Origin of the sequence: Pseudaestuariivita rosea (assembly GCF_017592335.1) — a bacterium.
GTDB lineage: Bacteria > Pseudomonadota > Alphaproteobacteria > Rhodobacterales > Rhodobacteraceae > Parasulfitobacter > Parasulfitobacter rosea.
This window is the reverse complement of sequence record NZ_JACNMP010000008.1, coordinates 97,669-114,149: the sequence shown is the minus strand read 5'-3', so window position 1 is coordinate 114,149 and position 16,481 is coordinate 97,669. Positions and strand designations below refer to the sequence as shown.

Sequence of the window (16,481 nt, the reverse complement as noted above, 5' to 3'; positions counted from 1 at the left end):
TAATCCATAAAAAACAATCTGAGCGGAAGATCACAGTCGAAAAGAAAATCAGTCATTGCAAGAAAGTCAAAAGTAATCGGCGTTACTCTTTGCACGTCCCGCATTCACCAAAAGACCCTCGACATAGTCCGCGACGGAACGGAAACAGATCAAGGTGACGGTATCCGCACTGCTTTGCCAGAACGCCACGGGCACCTGTGCCAGTCGGGTGCGACGAAAGTGACCCTGCTGAAAGCTGTCAGGGTGAACGTCAGCGGGTGTCAGCTTGGCCAGAACATCGCGCCAGTGTGGTCCGGTGATCGTGAACATGGCGCGGGCGTCTGAGACATCGGCGGCCAAAAAATGGGTACTGTTCAGCGCTTTTTCGATCTGAGCCAAAGTCGACTGAATCTGATCATGGGGCATCAACACCAGCAGCTCATCCGGTGACATCCAGGAAAGACCGCTTTTTCCTTCAAAGACACACATACCCGTTTCGGGAAAAGCCACACCCGCTGCATCTGTCGCGGCTTTTTGCAAGGCCGTTGAAGACAAGTCGCCGCGCAGAGTGATCATGCCATAAGGCGCGGCGCGGTGGATCTTCACGAGAATATCAGACATCCTGCTTCGCCCCCTCTTTGTCGTAGAACACCGGATCGACGATCTTGGCGAAAACGCTAGTGCCGTCGATCTTGGGGAATTCCAGCCGTTCACCCATCCGGTCCGGACCGTTGTGAACCAACCCCATCGCAATGCCGCGCTTGAGGGTGGGCGAATAATAGGTCGAGGTTACACGCCCTTGCACATTACGTTGCCCGTTCTCATTCGTGCCCCCAGCCACCGCATAGGCGCCGTCCGGAATGACCGACCCATCAATGGTTTCCAGCCCGACCAGCTGCCAGCGATCCGGATCAACCATATGCGACCGTTCGTGCGCGCGTTTGCCCAAATAGTCGTCCTTTTTCTTCGAAATCGCCCAGTGCAGCCCCAGATCTTGCGGGATAACAGTGCCATCGGTTTCGTCCCCGATCATGATAAAGCCCTTCTCAGCCCGCATCACATGCAGCGCCTCGGTGCCATAGGGCATCACGCCAAATTCCTGCCCGGCCTCGACCAAGGCATCCCATAACGCACGCCCCTGCCCGGCGCGCACGGCAATCTCATAGCTCAACTCGCCCGAGAAGCTGATGCGATAGACCCGCACATCGATCCCACCGATCTGGCCGTCTGCCCAAGCCATAAACGGCAGCGTGTCCTTGCTGACATCCATACCGCCCAGCTTTTCCAGCACTTTCCGCGCGTTCGGGCCAACCACCGCGATCTGCGCATATTGTTCGGTCAGGTTCACGGTCCAGACCTTCCAGTCCCACCATTCGGTCTGCAGCCATTCTTCCATATGCGCGTGGATGCGATCCGCGCCGCCGGTGGTCGTGTGGCACAGGAACGTGTCATCATCGATCCGCGCCACCACACCATCGTCGATCAGAAACCCGTTTTCTGAACACATCAGACCATAGCGACAACGCCCCGGCTTCAGTGTGCTGATCATGTTGGTGTAAAGCATATCCAGAAACTCCCCCGCATCCGGCCCTTTGACCACGATCTTACCCAGGGTTGAGGCATCCAGCAGCCCCAGGTTTTCGCGGGTGTTCGTGACCTCTCGGTTCACCGCGTCCGCATGGCTTTCACCGTCGCGCGGATAGCAATAGGGGCGACGCCAGTGGCCCACAGGCTCCCAATAAGCGCCATTGTCGTCGTGCCACTCATGGATCGGGGTCTTGCGAATGGGCTGGAACAGCTCGGCCCGCGCTTCACCCGCGATGGCACCCATCGAGATCGGCGTATAAGGCGGGCGGAAGGTGGTTGTACCCACCTGCGGAATATCGGCATTCAGCGCGTTAGAAAGTACCGCAAGGCCATTGATATTGCTCAGCTTTCCCTGATCTGTTGCCATGCCAAGCGTCGTATAACGCTTGGTATGTTCGACGCTTTCGAACCCTTCCTGCGCGGCCAGTTGCACGTCGCTGACCTTCACATCGTTCTGATAATCTAGCCACATCTTGTTGCGCAGTTTGACGCCCGCCCCCTGAGGCATCATCCAGACGGGCTGCATCGGCGCCTCAGTCACGCTGTCGCCTTCGGGCGTGGCGATGCGCTTTGGCTTCAGCCCTGCACGCTCAACCGCCATTTGACCCGCCGCAACCCCACCGGCCAGCACATTGGCCAGTGACATCGACCCGTTCGCGGCACCTGCGGGAATGACAAAGGGTTCACCATCGGCCCCTGTGGGCGCACGACCGATATCGGGGTGAAAATGCGCCTTTTCCTGATCCCACAGCAGTTTGCCGCCGCAATGGCTCCACAGATGCACAACGGGCGACCAGCCGCCTGACATGGCCACGGCGTCGCAGGGGATTTCCTCCAGCACCGCGCCCTCGCCCGCTTGGGCACAAATCTTCACGCCCTGCACCTGCTTGCCGCCGCTCACACCGGCGATGCCTTTGCCTGTCAGAACGCGCACGCCGCGGTCCTTGACCTGCTGCATCAACGCGCCGCCGCCCTCAGGCCGGGCATCGACGACGGCGGGCACCTCAAGGCCTGCGTCTTTCAAAGCCAAGGCCGTGCGATATGCATCGTCGTTATTGGTCACAATCACTGTGCGGTCGCCGGGCGAAACCGCATAGTTGACAACATAATCCCGAATGGCCGAAGCCAGCATGACCCCCGGCACATCATTGCCCGCGAAACTCAGCGGTCGTTCAATCGCGCCAGTGGCCGTCACGATCTGTTTGGCCCGAATGCGCCACAACCGATGCCGCGGACCGTCCTGGTCGGGGGTATGATCAGTCAGCCGTTCGTAGCCCAGCACATAGCCGTGGTCATAAATCCCTGTCCCCATCATGCGGGCGCCCAGGATGATATTTTTCATTTTCTCAAGGGCTTGCAGGGTTTTCTTCACCCACTCATCGGGATCAAGACCATCAATCGTACCACCGTCCACGGGCGCCCGGCCGCCCCAATGAGCGGTCTGTTCGATCACCAAAACCCGCGCACCAGACTTGCCCGCTGTCAAAGCCGCGGCCAGCCCCGCGACCCCGCCGCCGATGATCAGAATATCGACATGGGCGTAGAAATGATCATAGGTATCGGCATCGCGCGCCTTGGGGGCCTTGCCCAGACCGGCGGACTGGCGGATGAAGGGTTCATAGATGTACTTCCAGAACGGCCGTGGATGGATGAACATCTTGTAGTAAAAACCCGCAGGCAGGAACCGCGCCAAACGCGCATTGATGGCGCCTACGTCGAAGTCCAGACTGGGCCAATGGTTTTGCGAGGCGGCTTTCAGGCCCTCAAACACTTCGGTCGTTGTGGCGCGTGCATTGGGTTCAAACCGCCCCTCGGCACCAAGGTTGACCAACGCGTTCGGCTCCTCAGCCCCGCTGGCCACCACGCCGCGCGGGCGGTGGTATTTGAACGACCGCCCAACCAGCGTCTGCCCGTTTGCAAGCAGGGCCGAGGCCAGCGTGTCGCCCTCAAAACCCCGCAGTTGCTTGCCGTTAAAGGTGAACTTTATCGCCTTGGATTTGTTCAGAAAACGCCCGTCACGGGCCAGACGCGTGCTCATCCAAAGTCCCTCCACGACCAGCCGGGACGTTTTGCAGTGATCTTGTCGCGGATGTCCTTGGGCGGTTCGGTGGTTTGGGCGGGATACGTACCAAAAACCTCAAGCGTCACCGTGCAGCGCGCCGCATGAAACCACTTGCCACAGCCATAGGCATGCCGCCAGCGTTCAAAGTGCACGCCCTTGGGGTTTTCGCGCTTGAACAGATAGCCTTCGAAGGCTGCGTCATCAGCCCCCACGGTTTCCCGCGTCAAATGCGCCTCACCACCCGGGGTAAGTTCCGTTTCATCGGCCGCAACGCCGCAATAGGGGCAGGTCAGGATCAGCATGCAAGGGGCCTTTTGCGATGGAACTCATTGAAAAGCACAGCAGCGGGTCGTACATCTATATTATGGATACAGTTTTTTTCATCGCCCTGATCGGCGCCGTTTTCTTTGGGCTTTACAAAGCGATCCGGTATTTTCGCAGATCGAAACCGGTTCAAGTCCAGACACACCAGCCGCATAAGCCGGGCATAGATTATGACAAAGCCGCGATATGCCGCAGCACTCTGGCGGGCACAAATAATAGATAGGCGAATTGCAAACAGCTCAATCATCGATAAATGGCATCGAAGCACAGGTGTTAAATGAAATGGCTTCTTATCATCGTTCTGGTCATCTTCACGATGAGCGTCCCCGCGCTGTTGCTCTATATCGGTGAGACATGGAAAACGCGCAGAAAACGCCGTGGGTCTGGTAAAAATCTTCGCACAGGCGAGTCTCAGATACGACCCGATCATTATTCCGACGGAGGCTCTTTCGGCGGAGATGGTGGGGGGGAATGAAGTAAATCTATCAATCCAAAAGCAAATTTGATGCTTATCTAAGCTTGGACCATCACCGATAATAAGTTTGGTTCTATGAACAATAGTTTCTAAGAAGCGATGAAAAACAAATGACAACTATTCATCTCCTTCTTCATGACGCCAAACTGAACCAAAGTTCATCGGCACGCTAAACTCAATTACATGAGCACTTCTGTCGTTGCTTTCTTTCCCACCCTCAACACCAGCACGCCCAGAAATGACAGATACGAAATTGGCGTTGGCTTCTATTTTTCCAGACTTCGTACTCTGTTCGGCAACTTCTACAGTGACCGAGAATTTCACTAGTTGTTCGCCATGCTCAGTCATTTTGCCGCCAACTCCTGCAGGTGCGATTGGTACACTATTGTCATCTTTCGATTTTTTCTGCGCGCGTGTTACACCATTTGAGATTGCGGTAAGTGTCTCAAATATAAAATCTTCTAGTGATAGTTGGGCCATCAGTGCGCCACCCCCGCGGCTACGCTCTCGTCAATAAACCGCCCTTCGCGGAACCGGTCCAATGTAAACGCATCCGTCAGCGGTGACGCCCCCTTGGCCATCAGTTCCGCCATGCCCCAGCCTGATCCGGGGATGGCTTTGAACCCGCCAGTGCCCCATCCGCAGTTGATGAAACAGCCCTCAAGCGGTGTTTTCGATAGGATGGGCGACCGGTCCCCCGTCATATCCACGATCCCGCCCCATTGCCGAAGCATTTTCAACCGGCTGATCATCGGGAAGGTTTCGATCAGCGCGCGCACGGTTTCCTCGATATGATGAAAGCTGCCCCGTTGGGTGTAGTTGTTATACCCGTCCGCGCCGCCGCCGATGACCATTTCGCCCTTGTCCGACTGGCTCATATACCCATGCACGGTGTTGGCCATCACGACGACGTCCATGCAGGGCTTTATGGGCTCGGACACCAGCGCCTGAAGCGCCACGCTTTCGATGGGCAGACGGAAACCCGCCATATCGGCCAGAACGCCTGAATGCCCCGCCACGACGATGCCTAGCTTATCGCAGTCAATCTCGCCCTTCGTGGTGCTGACGCCGGTGACCTTGCTGCCCGACTGGCGCACGGCGGTCACTTCGCATTGCTGGATGATGTCCATTCCCATGTCCGAACACGCCCGCGCATAGCCCCAGGCCACTGCGTCGTGCCGGGCTGTGCCACCGCGGGGCTGCCAGAGCGCGCCAAGCACAGGGTACCGCGGCCCGTCGATGTCGATGATCGGGCATAGCTCTTTCACGCGCTGCGGGCTGATGTATTCGGTGGCCACCCCTTGCAGGGCATTTGCGTGGGCCGTGCGTTGATATCCCCGTACCTCATGGTGGGTCTGGGCCAGCATCATCACGCCGCGCGGGCTGAACATGACGTTGTAGTTCAGATCCTGTGACAGCGTTTCATACAAGCTGCGCGATTTTTCGTAGATCGCGGCGGACGGGTCCTGCAGGTAATTCGACCGGATAATCGTCGTGTTCCGCCCGGTATTGCCGCCGCCCAACCAGCCCTTTTCCAGCACCGCGACGTTCCTGATCCCGTGGTTGCGGCCCAGATAGTAAGCAGTCGCCAACCCGTGACCACCCGCACCCACAATGATCACATCATACTTCTTTTTCGGCGCGCGCGCGGCCCAGGCCCGTTCCCACCCGGTATGATAGCGTGCGGCCTCTCGGGCGATGGCGAAAACCGAATAGCGCTTCATGGCGATAAAATCCCAGTCTGGTCTGGCCAATAGTGTTAGGCGATTGCTACTGTGGCCCACGACCGGCAGCGGCACAATACCCCACATCTGCGACATCTTGCGATTGGGGGTTTTGCCGCGCAGCGATTGGGCTTAGGTAAGCAAAATGATGTTCTGGATCCTGACTATATTAATGACCGCGGCGGTTGCGCTGCTGCTGATTTCCGCGCTGCGCCGCGCCGGTGCCGATGCTGTGCCCGCTGCAGCTTTTGACATGCAGGTCTATCGTGAGCAGCTAAAAGAGATCGACCGCGATCTGGCCCGCAACGTGATAGACGCAGAAGAGGCCGAGCGGCTGCGCATCGAGGTATCGCGCCGCATTCTGGATGCGGACAAAAAGATTCAGAAAGAGACCGCGCAGGGCCATAAAGGCAAACGGTTCGATCCGGTCACGGCCGGTGTAACGGTGCTGATTGTCTTTGCTATCACTTTTGCTACCTATGCCGGTAGCGCGCGAATTTTAAACTGGCTCGGGGTAAGCGATGCTCGGCTGATAACTTTGAAAGAACAAACGGATTTTTCAGTATCAGTCTTTGGCAGAGACTACACGTTGGCCCTTATCTTTGATGGTGTGGGCGCGCCCGGTTATGGCGACCTGCCCCATCAGGCGCGGATTCAGACAGCCGAAATGGCCCGCGACACCCGTCCGTCGCAGGCGGTAGCCGAACAGGAATTTGAGACCCGCCGCACCTCAGCCGGACGCCCCCCTGCCGTCAGCCGTGATCAGGCGCTGTTGCAGCAGTTACGTGATATTCTAGAAAACCGCCCCGATGACCTGCAGGGCTACGTTCTGCTGGCCACGACCGAAGCGCGGATGCAGAACTTTGCGGCCGCCCATCGCGCTCAAGCCCGTGTGATCGAGTTGCTGGGCGATCAGGTCACCGCCGAGGATTACGCAGACCATGCCGAACTTATGGTGCTGGCTGCGGGCGGTTATGTGTCACCCGAGGCCGAGGCGGCGCTGGATGGCGCATTGGCCCGCGATCCGAACAACGGTCGTGCCCGGTATTACTCGGGCCTGATGTTCAGCCAGATCGGGCGTCCCGACGTTGCTTTCCGCATATGGCAACAGCAGTTGGATGAAGGCCCTGCCAACGCCCCCTGGATCGCGCCGATCATGCGTCAGATCGAATTGGTGGCAATGCGCGCGGGCGCTCAGTTCACACTGCCCGATATGCTGACAGGCCCCACCGCCGATGATATCGCCGCCGCGCAGGATATGGACCCCGAAGATCGCAACGCAATGATCCAAGGAATGGTGAATGGGCTGGCCGACCGCCTTAGCACCGCCGGTGGCCCGCCCGAAGACTGGGCGCGGCTGATCCAGGCCTATGGCGTTCTGGGCCAGACCGATCGCGCACGCGCCGTCTGGGTTGATGCTCAGCAGGCGTTTCAGGGGCTGGACGACGCCCTTGAGGTTATTGAAAGCGCGGCGCGTCGTGCAGGGGTGGCGGATTGATCTGCGAAACGCTTGAGGACTTCGCCGCAACAGCGCAACCGATGACAGCGCTGGCAGGCCTTGATCTGGGCACGCACACCATCGGGGTGGCGGTGTCTGATAGCTTGCGGTCGGTGTCTTCGCCGCTTGAGACAATAAAACGCAAGAAATTCACCCTAGATGCCCAACGCCTGCTTCAGATTGCCAAGACCCGCAATCTGGGCGGCTTTATCCTCGGCCTGCCGCGCAATATGGACGGTACCGAAGGCCCCCGCTGTCAATCCACCCGCGCCTTTGCCCGCAATTTGTCGCGCCTGACCGACCTGCCCATCGGGTTCTGGGACGAACGCCTGTCGACCGTCGCCGCCGAACGCGCGCTGCTTGAGGCAGATACGACACGAAAACGTCGCGCCGAGGTGATCGATCACGTTGCCGCTGGATATATTCTGCAAGGTGCACTAGATCGATTAAATCACATAAGGCAGCCGCATGAGCAGTGACATCTGGAAACGGGCTGAAATAGAAAGCCCCTGCATAAACATCTGCGTGGTCCACCCGACCGAACGCATTTGCACCGGCTGTTTTCGGTCCATCGACGAAATCACGAACTGGGGCCGCATGACCCCCGAGGCGCGCAGCCAGGTGATGGAAGAGCTGCCAACACGCGCACCCCGCCTGCAAAAACGTCGCGGCGGACGCGCAGCACGGCTGTCCGAGCGCTGAAAACCTATGGTATCCTGCGGCAATGTCGTCTAATAAACGGCCTGCACACTTGATATGACAAGGACCACATCATGGATAAATTTGAGAAATTGACCGGAATTGCGGCACCCCTGCCCCTGATCAATGTCGACACCGATATGATCATTCCCAAACAGTTCCTCAAAACCATCAAACGCTCGGGCCTTGGTGTGAACCTTTTTGACGAGATGCGTTATGACGACAACGGGAACGAGATCGAAGATTTTGTTCTGAACCAACCCGCCTATCGCAATGCCGAAATTCTGGTGGCCGGCGATAACTTTGGCTGCGGATCATCGCGCGAACATGCCCCCTGGGCAATCAAGGATTTCGGGATTCGCTGCGTTATCGCCCCATCATTTGCGGATATCTTTTATAACAATTGCTTCAAGAACGGCATTCTGCCCATCGCCCTGCCGCAAGAGGTTGTCGATGTCTTAATGAAAGATGCCGAAAAAGGGGCAAACGCCCGCATGACCATTGATCTTGAGGCACAGACCGTCACGACATCTGACGGCGAGAGTTTTTCCTTTGAAGTTGATGCGTTTAAAAAACACTGCCTGCTCAATGGCTTGGACGACATCGCTTTGTCGCTTGAAAAAGCACCCGCCATCGCCGCCTATGAAAACACGATGCAACAGCAGCGTCCCTGGGTCTGACAAAACTCCGATCTTGCGAACAATAGGGCCATTCGTGGCCCTTTTTTTGTTATCAAGAAACACCAATATGGCGCCAAATTCACCACGAATTTGCCTCATTTGTTAAGTCAAAGTTAAGAAATGGCGATTAGCAAAACAGGGTCGCCGCGCTGTGGGTCTTTCGTGTGTTTGCTGCTGAACCCGTCAAACAGTGCCAGGAACAGGGGGATGTAAGTGGTAATTCGGTTTGCCAGTTCAGTGTTACGTGCATTTTTGGTGATCGTTCTGATCGCAACGCCGTCTATCCTGTTGCCTGGGCTGACGGTCGACACGCTACAAATCGTGGCGCTGATCGCCCTTTTCGCGGCGGGTATGACGATCTTTGAATATGCGTCAACCTACCCCAGCCTTATTGAGTTTCGCGACGCCCCGCCCTTCAACCGCATACGGTTCCTGTCGCTTTTCGCGACGGTCGTGGTGCTTAGCCTGATCTGCCGCGGGCTTTACGAACCCACTGCCCTGACCGAATTTCTGACGAAAATCGGCGCGACAGTTGCTGCGCAGATCGACGCACCGTTTTCACCTGTCAGGTTGATGATCACCATGCTGCCCGAAGGGTCAGAAGATCAGGCGCAGATGTTACTGATCGCGGCTGGCCTTAGCTATGCTATGTCGTTTTTGTCGGTGATCTTTTTCATGTTTTTTCTGGGATTTAGCCGATGGCCCGCCCGCAGCGTTTTCAATGTTTGGGTCAATCTGCCCACCTTTGACCCAACGGCCGGTGGCGATGTTATCAAAAGACTGAACCGGGATTCTTACATTAACGTTACTTTAGGGGTTTTGCTGCCATTTATCGTACCAGTCATGATCGGGGGCGTTGCGCATGTGTTTGATGCCTTCTCCCTTGCTCACTATCAAACGATGATCTGGGTTGTTGCTGCATGGGCCTTTATCCCCGCCAGTCTGTTTATGCGTGGCCTCGCCATGGGGCGGGTCGCAAAGCTGATCATGAAAAAGCGACGCAGCGCCTATCCGCAAGGCGAAGAGGATGGTTTGGTCTTTGCCTGATATGGTGTCTAGCTGTTTGCGCACAGGCTGAAACGGTACGGGTTGCCAGTTTTCATACTGAACTGTCGCGGAAAGGCCCGGGTCTTTTATTGCGTGATATTGTCCGTCAGGACGCCGATATCATCACAATCGCCAGGATTATTGCAGCTGCGAACCCCGATCTTATCACCCTGCAAGGCGTTGATTATGATTATCACGGCATCACCGCCAAAGCTCTGCGTGATCTGATTGCGGATCAAGGCGCTGAATACCCCCACATTTTCACTAGGCAGCCAAATGCTGGCCGCGCCACGGGTCTGGATATGGACGGCGACGGGCGCACAGGAACGCCGCGCGACGGCCAGGGGTACGGTCTGTTTCACGGTCAGAACGGTTTACTGGTGCTGTCCAAACATCCCATCCAGTTGGATCAGACAACAGATTTTTCCGATGTGATCTGGGCCGAACTGCCCTGGGCGACGCTGCCTAAAGTCGACGAGGCGCCCTTCCCCAGCCCCGAGGTCCAGAAAATCCAGCGCCTCTCCTCCACCGCACATTGGTCAGTTCCCATCCGCCTGCTTAATGATCGTGTGCTGACCCTGCTGACCTATCACGCCACGCCACCGGTCTTCGACGGGCCTGAAGATCGCAATGGCCTTAGAAACCAAGATGAAAACCTGTTCTGGCTTCACCATATCGAAGGCCAAAATGCCCCGCGTGATTTTGTGATAGTCGGTGTCAGCAATCTGGACCCGGAAAAGGGCGATGGTCGCAGTAAAGCCATGCAAGACATCCTGACCCATCCGAAAATCCAAGACCCGCATGGCCCCACAGATACCGCCTTTTTCGACGATATCGGCGCCCTTCGATTGGACTATGTTTTGCCTGCGCAAAGCTGGCGCATCAAGGCGGCGGGCGTGTTTTCACCAACCGAGGATGAAGCAAGCCGATATGACCTGCCCGCCGATTGGACCCAAGCCAGCCGCCATCGCCTGCTCTGGGTGGATCTCTACCTCGATTGATCCTTTCTTGACCATCTGGGCCGAACTCGCTAGCCACGGGCGCGATCTGTTGAATGAAAAGGACACCGCATGAGTAACCCGTCGATTCTGATACTGGCCGGCGACGGCATTGGCCCCGAAGTCATGGGCCAGGTGACGCGGATCATCGACTGGTTTGGTCACAAGCGGGGGCTGACCTTTGACGTCAGCGAAGATCTGGTCGGCGGTGCCGCCTATGATGCACACGGCACGCCGCTGCATGATGACACGATGGCCAAAGCGCAGGAGGTTGACGCAGTGCTGCTGGGCGCCGTGGGCGGGCCGAAATACGATGACCTGGATTTCAGCGTCAAACCCGAACGCGGGCTGCTGCGTTTGCGCAAGGAAATGGACCTCTTTGCCAACCTGCGCCCGGCACAATGCTTTGACGCGCTGGCCGATTTTTCGTCACTGAAAAAAGATGTCGTCGCAGGTCTGGACATTATGATCGTGCGCGAACTGACGTCTGGTATTTATTTCGGCGAACCCCGTGGGATCATTGAAGAGGGCAACGAGCGTGTGGGCATCAACACCCAACGCTATACGGAATCTGAGATCGACCGCGTTGCCCGATCCGCCTTTGAACTGGCCCGTCGGCGGGGCAATAAAGTGTGTTCGATGGAAAAAGCGAATGTCATGGAGTCGGGCATTTTGTGGCGCGAGATTGTGCAAAAGGTCCACGACGAAGATTACCCGGATGTCGAGCTAAGCCATATGTACGCCGATGCAGGCGTCATGCAACTGTGCCGCTGGCCCAAGCAGTTCGATGTCATCGTCACCGACAACCTGTTTGGTGATCTACTGTCTGATGCCGCCGCGATGCTGACCGGGTCGCTTGGGATGCTGCCCTCGGCCAGTCTTGGGGCACCGATGGCGAATGGCCGCCCCAAGGCACTATATGAACCCGTCCACGGCTCGGCCCCCGATATCGCAGGGCAAAACAAAGCCAACCCGATTGCCTGCATCCTAAGTTTCGCGATGGCCCTGCGCTATTCCTTCGACAAGGGGGATGAGGCCGATCGCATTGAAAAGGCAGTCGAAAATGTACTGGCCAACGGAGTGCGTACCGCCGATCTGATGCCGTCGGCAGGTGAAACGCCCGCCACAACCCGGGATATGGGCGATGCGGTTCTGGCCGAATTGGACAAAACGCTTTAGGCCGACTTGTGGCGCAGGTATTCAGCCCTTGCATTCAGCGCGCTGTTACGCACTGAATACATCGAAACCGTAAGGGACAAACTGGATGAGCGCGCCTGTTTCAAACACCAAAGGGGCCTTGCTTGCGCTGGCGGCCTTTGGTGTCTTTGCAACGCATGATGCCATCGTAAAGGTCTTGGGTGCGCAATATGCGGCCTTTCAGATTGTGTTTTTCAGCGTACTTCTGGGTTTTCCCCTGGTTCTGCTGATGTTGATGCGCGACAAAACGCGTGGTGATCTGCGCCCGAAATTCCCGGTCTGGACGGCGGTGCGAACTTTGGCGGTGGTGATCACCGGGGCATCTGCCTTTTACGCGTTTTCAGTGCTGCCGCTAGCCCAGACCTATGCGATCCTTTTTGCATCGCCCCTGCTGATTACTATCCTGGCCATTCCGGTTCTGGGCGAAAAGGTCGGCATCCGGCGCTGGCTGGCTGTGATCGTCGGACTGGTCGGTGTGATCATCGTGTTGCGCCCCGGCTCAGCCGAGCTGTCATTGGGCCACGCCGCCGCCCTGACCGCCGCCATTGGGGGCGCGACGGCCTCGGTCATTGTGCGCAAGATCGGGCGGGTGGAACGCAGTGCTGTTCTGATGGTCTATCCCATGGTCGCCACCTTTATCGTGATGGCCTGCCTGCTGCCCTTTGTCTATGTGCCCATGCCGCTTGTCGATTTCGCCCTAAGCGGCGTGATTGCCGCCCTCGCCTTCATCGCCACGCTTTGCCTGATCGCCGCTTATCGCAACGGCGAAGCCGTGATCGTGGCCCCCATGCAGTATTCGCAGATCATCTGGGCCAGCGCTTTTGGGTATTTCTATTTCAAAGAGGTCGTGGATGTGCCGACCTTTGTCGGGGCCGGTATCATCATTGCCAGCGGCCTTTACATTGTCTTGCGCGAAGGTCGCAAGAACGTATCGAACACAACACCTGTCCTGCGCACCCGGACGCGGTTCGAAACGGGAACGAACCTGCGGGTGGGGCCAATACTGCACAGTCAGGATCAGGAAAAAACTGATACGGACGCATGATGCGCCCCTAAGAGACCACAATTTCTGCGCCGATGGCCGCGATCAGCAAAAACACCGTCGTCGCCACTAGAATAAACGCAGCGCGCGGGCCCAATTTCGCCATTTCGGCCAATGATGTCTTGACCCCCAACGCCGCAATCGCCACCAGCAACAGCGCGCCAGATACGGTCCGCACGAAGTCCGTCAGCCACACCGGCAAGCTCAAAAGGTTATTGGCCAGCATCAGGACAATAAACAGCACCAAAAACCAGGGCAGCCCGATACCGCCCTTGCCGCCATCCTTGTTTCGCATCAGCAGCACCAGCGCGAACAATACCACTGGCAACAGCGCCACGCGCTGCAGTTTCACGAATGTCGCAATGTCGCCCGTCTGTTCGCCCATCGAATACCCTGCCCCCACGACCTGCGCCACGTCATGGATCGTCGCGCCGATCAGAAAGCCAGCCTCGCGCGGGGAATGCTCCATCACTGAAAACAGTACCGGATACAGGATCATCGCCAGCGTCGACAGCGTCGTGACCCCGGCCACTGTGAACAATACATCCCGTTCCGGCGCGCGTTTCGATCCTAATACAGCGGCAATCGCCAAGGCGGCCGAGGCACCACAGATCGCCACGGCGCCGCCTGCCAGAATGCCAAAGGATTTTGTCCGCCCAAGTGCGACCGCCAAAACAACGCCAATGACTGTTGTGCAAGCGACCAAGGCAATCACCGCCAGAACCGGTGCCCACCCAAGTGATGCGATGTCCTCGAACGACAGTCGCAGCCCCAACAAACCCACCCCAAGCCGCAATAAATCACGCGAAGCAAAGCCGATCCCCGGTGCAATTCGGGCATCGCTGGACAGGTGGAAAAAGATCATTCCCAACAGCAGCGCAAACAACATCGCAGGCGCGCCATAGTGGCTGGACAAGGCATGCGCGGCCAGCGCGATAACCCCGGCAAAAGCCACGCCGGGCAGGAAACCACGTATTTTTGCGAAATATGCCGTGATCACGGGGCAAAGACCATTTTTTGAAGCAGTGCCAATGCAATAGTGGGAAAACATCCTGGCGACAACACGGAAGTCCCATCAGGTCCAGTCCAGCACGACCTTTCCGCTTTGACCTGATCGCATAACATCAAACCCCTGTTTGAAATCATCGATCTTGAAGCGGTGCGTGATCACACGGCTGACATCCAGACCGTTCTGCAGCATCGCGGGCGGCCTTCAACTGTGCCTCAAGATCATCCATATCAGAATTGGCAAACCGGTAGCGCTTGGCCTTGCACAGCCGGATCCCATCAATGATCGACGCATGGTTCAGCGCATCCGACACAATCGCGTCCTCTGGCCCCAAAAGCGGTTCAAACAGCCCGCCATTCGCATCAAAACAGGCCGCAAACAAAATCGCGTCGTCCATGCCCAGAAACGCCGCCAGCTTCTGTTCCAGCACGCGGTGCATATCCTGGGTGCCGCAGATGAACCGGACCGAGGCCATGCCGTACCCGTGATCCGCCAAGGCATCCTGTGCCGCCTTGATCAGCGCCGGATGATCGGCCAGCCCCAGATAATTGTTCGCACACAGGTTCAGCACATCGCGATCGGCCACTGTGATATGCCCCGCCTGCGGCGACGTGATCGGGCGTTCGCGCTTATGCAGCCCTGCCGCGTCGATTTCCCGCAATGTGGCCTGAACATCGTCGATGAATTTGGACATGGCTTTTCCCCTTTTGATCGACACTGTGCCGATATCCCGTCTAAAGACAGCGCTATAAACGACCTGATATGACGAAAACAGAGCATCCGAGTGACGAAACGTCATAGCTGCGTTGCGCCGATGGAATAGACATAGTGACATGAAACGAAGGGAGGTTGAACATGAGCGATATCGTCATCTTATCCGGGGCCCGCACGGCCATTGGCACCTTTGGCGGCGCATTGGCCGGCACACCGCCGATTGACCTGGGCACTGTCGCTGCAAAAGCCGCGCTGGATCGTGCGGGGGTCGAGGGTGGCCAGATCGGCCATGTGTCCTTCGGTCATGTGATCAATACCCAGCCGCGCGATATGTATCTTTCGCGTGTTGCAGCGATGCAGGCGGGTGTGCCAGAAACCGTGCCCGCGATGAATGTCAACCGCCTGTGCGGGTCGGGTGTTCAGGCAATTGTGTCTGTTATTCAAAGCCTTATGCTGGGGGACGCCGATTTTGGACTGGCAGGCGGGGCCGAAAACATGAGCCGGTCGCCCTTTATCATCCCGGACCAGCGGTGGGGTGCCAAGATGGGTGACATCAAGACGCTGGACATGATGCTGGGCGCACTCAACTGCCCATTTGGCACGGGTCACATGGGCGTCACAGCCGAAAACGTCGCCGCCGAACACCAGATCACGCGGCAGGCGCAGGATGATTTCGCGATGGAAAGCCAGACGCGCGCCGCCAAGGCGATCGAAGCGGGGCATTTCAAAGACCAAATCGCCCCGGTCGAGGTCCGCGTGAAACGCGACACCGTGGCGTTTGAGGTCGACGAACACCCCAAGGCCACGTCCCCCGAACAACTGGCCGGTCTGCGCCCTGTGTTCCAGAAAGACGGCACGGTGACCGCTGGCAATGCCTCGGGTATCAACGACGGGGCGGCTGCGATTGTGCTGGCCCGGGCCGAGGCCGCGCAAGCCGCCGGTCTGACCCCGAAATTCCGCATTCTGGGCTATGCTCACGCCGGTGTGCGCCCCGAGGTCATGGGCATCGGCCCCGTCCCCGCCGTGCGCAACCTGCTGGACCGCACCGGCCTGACCGCTGACGATTTCGACGTGATCGAGTCGAACGAGGCCTTCGCGTCCCAGGCCCTGGCCGTATCGCAGGAACTGGGCCTTGATGCGGCCAAGGTAAACCCAAACGGCGGCGCCATCGCCCTGGGCCACCCCGTCGGCGCCACCGGTGCTATAATCACCGTCAAAGCGATGTATGAACTGGAACGTACGGGTGGCAACAAAGCCCTGATCACCATGTGCATCGGCGGCGGCCAGGGCATCGCACTGGCGATTGAGAGGTTGTAAGAGTATGGGCCAGCCCTAAAGCCTTGTGACTGGCCCACCAAAGATTTTTTGCAAGAGAGTTTGCAATTCAACAAAATCGCAAAAGCGACATGTCGAAGAACGCACGGCGAAAGTCCGGAACGAGCCATG

General features: G+C 57.6%; 16 protein-coding genes and 2 pseudogenes. 9 read left to right on the top strand and 9 right to left on the bottom strand.

The annotated features are described in order from the left end of the window. Nucleotides 1–66 precede the first annotated feature (66 nt). From H7848_RS07900 to H7848_RS07875, 6 genes are read right to left on the bottom strand one after another with little or no spacing between them, the layout of a single operon-like run. Nucleotides 67–600, bottom strand: coding sequence for a sarcosine oxidase subunit gamma (locus tag H7848_RS07900; protein ID WP_208349789.1), 534 nt, complete (start codon nucleotides 598–600; stop codon nucleotides 67–69). Continuing rightward, nucleotides 593–3,604, bottom strand: a complete 3,012-nt coding sequence (locus H7848_RS07895; protein ID WP_208349787.1) for a sarcosine oxidase subunit alpha family protein — start codon at nucleotides 3,602–3,604, stop codon at nucleotides 593–595. The genes H7848_RS07900 and H7848_RS07895 overlap by 8 nt, the downstream gene beginning before the upstream one ends. Next, nucleotides 3,601–3,930: a sarcosine oxidase subunit delta gene (locus H7848_RS07890; protein WP_208349784.1), complete on the bottom strand. Its 330-nt coding sequence runs from the start codon at nucleotides 3,928–3,930 to the stop codon at nucleotides 3,601–3,603. The genes H7848_RS07895 and H7848_RS07890 overlap by 4 nt, the downstream gene beginning before the upstream one ends. Continuing rightward, on the bottom strand, nucleotides 3,924–4,544 hold the full coding sequence (locus H7848_RS07885) for a hypothetical protein (RefSeq protein WP_208349781.1): 621 nt from the start codon (nucleotides 4,542–4,544) through the stop codon (nucleotides 3,924–3,926). The genes H7848_RS07890 and H7848_RS07885 overlap by 7 nt, the downstream gene beginning before the upstream one ends. Continuing rightward, complete coding sequence (locus tag H7848_RS07880) at nucleotides 4,545–4,907, bottom strand: hypothetical protein (RefSeq protein ID WP_208349778.1); 363 nt, start codon at nucleotides 4,905–4,907, stop codon at nucleotides 4,545–4,547. Continuing rightward, nucleotides 4,907–6,151 carry a sarcosine oxidase subunit beta family protein gene (locus tag H7848_RS07875; RefSeq protein ID WP_208349863.1) on the bottom strand — a complete coding sequence of 415 codons (1,245 nt, stop codon included), beginning with the start codon at nucleotides 6,149–6,151 and terminating at the stop codon, nucleotides 4,907–4,909. Before H7848_RS07875 ends, H7848_RS07880 begins: the two co-directional genes overlap by 1 nt. A 148-nt stretch (nucleotides 6,152–6,299) precedes the next feature. Between H7848_RS07875 and ccmI the strand changes: the two genes are divergently transcribed. From ccmI to H7848_RS07835, 8 genes are all read left to right on the top strand, one after another. Continuing rightward, the gene (gene ccmI / locus H7848_RS07870) at nucleotides 6,300–7,649 is read left to right on the top strand and encodes a c-type cytochrome biogenesis protein CcmI (RefSeq protein ID WP_237072644.1); all 1,350 of its coding nucleotides are present in this window, start codon (nucleotides 6,300–6,302) and stop codon (nucleotides 7,647–7,649) included. Nucleotides 7,650–7,690: 41 nt separating this feature from the next. Further along, entirely contained in the window at nucleotides 7,691–8,128 is a 438-nt protein-coding gene (gene ruvX, locus H7848_RS07865; protein ID WP_419555501.1) for a Holliday junction resolvase RuvX, read from the top strand. Beyond that, nucleotides 8,118–8,351, top strand: a complete 234-nt coding sequence (locus H7848_RS07860) for a DUF1289 domain-containing protein (RefSeq protein ID WP_208349771.1) — start codon at nucleotides 8,118–8,120, stop codon at nucleotides 8,349–8,351. The genes ruvX and H7848_RS07860 overlap by 11 nt, the downstream gene beginning before the upstream one ends. A 71-nt stretch (nucleotides 8,352–8,422) precedes the next feature. After that, nucleotides 8,423–9,028: a 3-isopropylmalate dehydratase small subunit gene (leuD, locus tag H7848_RS07855; RefSeq protein WP_208349768.1), complete on the top strand. Its 606-nt coding sequence runs from the start codon at nucleotides 8,423–8,425 to the stop codon at nucleotides 9,026–9,028. A 213-nt stretch (nucleotides 9,029–9,241) separates the two neighbouring features. Continuing rightward, nucleotides 9,242–10,075 carry a hypothetical protein gene (locus H7848_RS07850; RefSeq protein ID WP_208349765.1) on the top strand — a complete coding sequence of 278 codons (834 nt, stop codon included), beginning with the start codon at nucleotides 9,242–9,244 and terminating at the stop codon, nucleotides 10,073–10,075. A gap of 89 nt (nucleotides 10,076–10,164) precedes the next feature. Next, complete coding sequence (locus tag H7848_RS07845) at nucleotides 10,165–11,076, top strand: endonuclease/exonuclease/phosphatase family protein (RefSeq protein WP_208349866.1); 912 nt, start codon at nucleotides 10,165–10,167, stop codon at nucleotides 11,074–11,076. Nucleotides 11,077–11,145: 69 nt separating this feature from the next. Further along, nucleotides 11,146–12,252, top strand: coding sequence for a 3-isopropylmalate dehydrogenase (gene leuB, locus H7848_RS07840; RefSeq protein WP_208349763.1), 1,107 nt, complete (start codon nucleotides 11,146–11,148; stop codon nucleotides 12,250–12,252). Nucleotides 12,253–12,337: 85 nt separating this feature from the next. Then, entirely contained in the window at nucleotides 12,338–13,315 is a 978-nt protein-coding gene (locus H7848_RS07835) for a DMT family transporter (RefSeq protein ID WP_208349761.1), read from the top strand. Between the two features lie 7 nt (nucleotides 13,316–13,322). Here the strand turns inward: H7848_RS07835 and H7848_RS07830 are convergent, their stop codons facing one another. The 3 genes and pseudogenes from H7848_RS07830 to H7848_RS07825 form a co-directional block, all read right to left on the bottom strand. Next, nucleotides 13,323–14,312 carry a YeiH family protein gene (locus H7848_RS07830; RefSeq protein WP_336512074.1) on the bottom strand — a complete coding sequence of 330 codons (990 nt, stop codon included), beginning with the start codon at nucleotides 14,310–14,312 and terminating at the stop codon, nucleotides 13,323–13,325. Nucleotides 14,313–14,387: 75 nt separating this feature from the next. Next, nucleotides 14,388–14,516, bottom strand: a pseudogene (gene tdh / locus H7848_RS19785) (L-threonine 3-dehydrogenase); the annotation flags it as partial. Beyond that, nucleotides 14,500–15,015: pseudogene (locus H7848_RS07825) on the bottom strand (aminotransferase class I/II-fold pyridoxal phosphate-dependent enzyme); the annotation flags it as partial. The pseudogenes H7848_RS07825 and tdh, both read right to left, overlap by 17 nt. A gap of 161 nt (nucleotides 15,016–15,176) precedes the next feature. Here H7848_RS07825 and H7848_RS07820 point away from each other — a divergent pair. Continuing rightward, nucleotides 15,177–16,352, top strand: a complete 1,176-nt coding sequence (locus H7848_RS07820) for an acetyl-CoA C-acyltransferase family protein (protein ID WP_208349757.1) — start codon at nucleotides 15,177–15,179, stop codon at nucleotides 16,350–16,352. The last annotated feature ends 129 nt before the right edge of the window (nucleotides 16,353–16,481 follow it).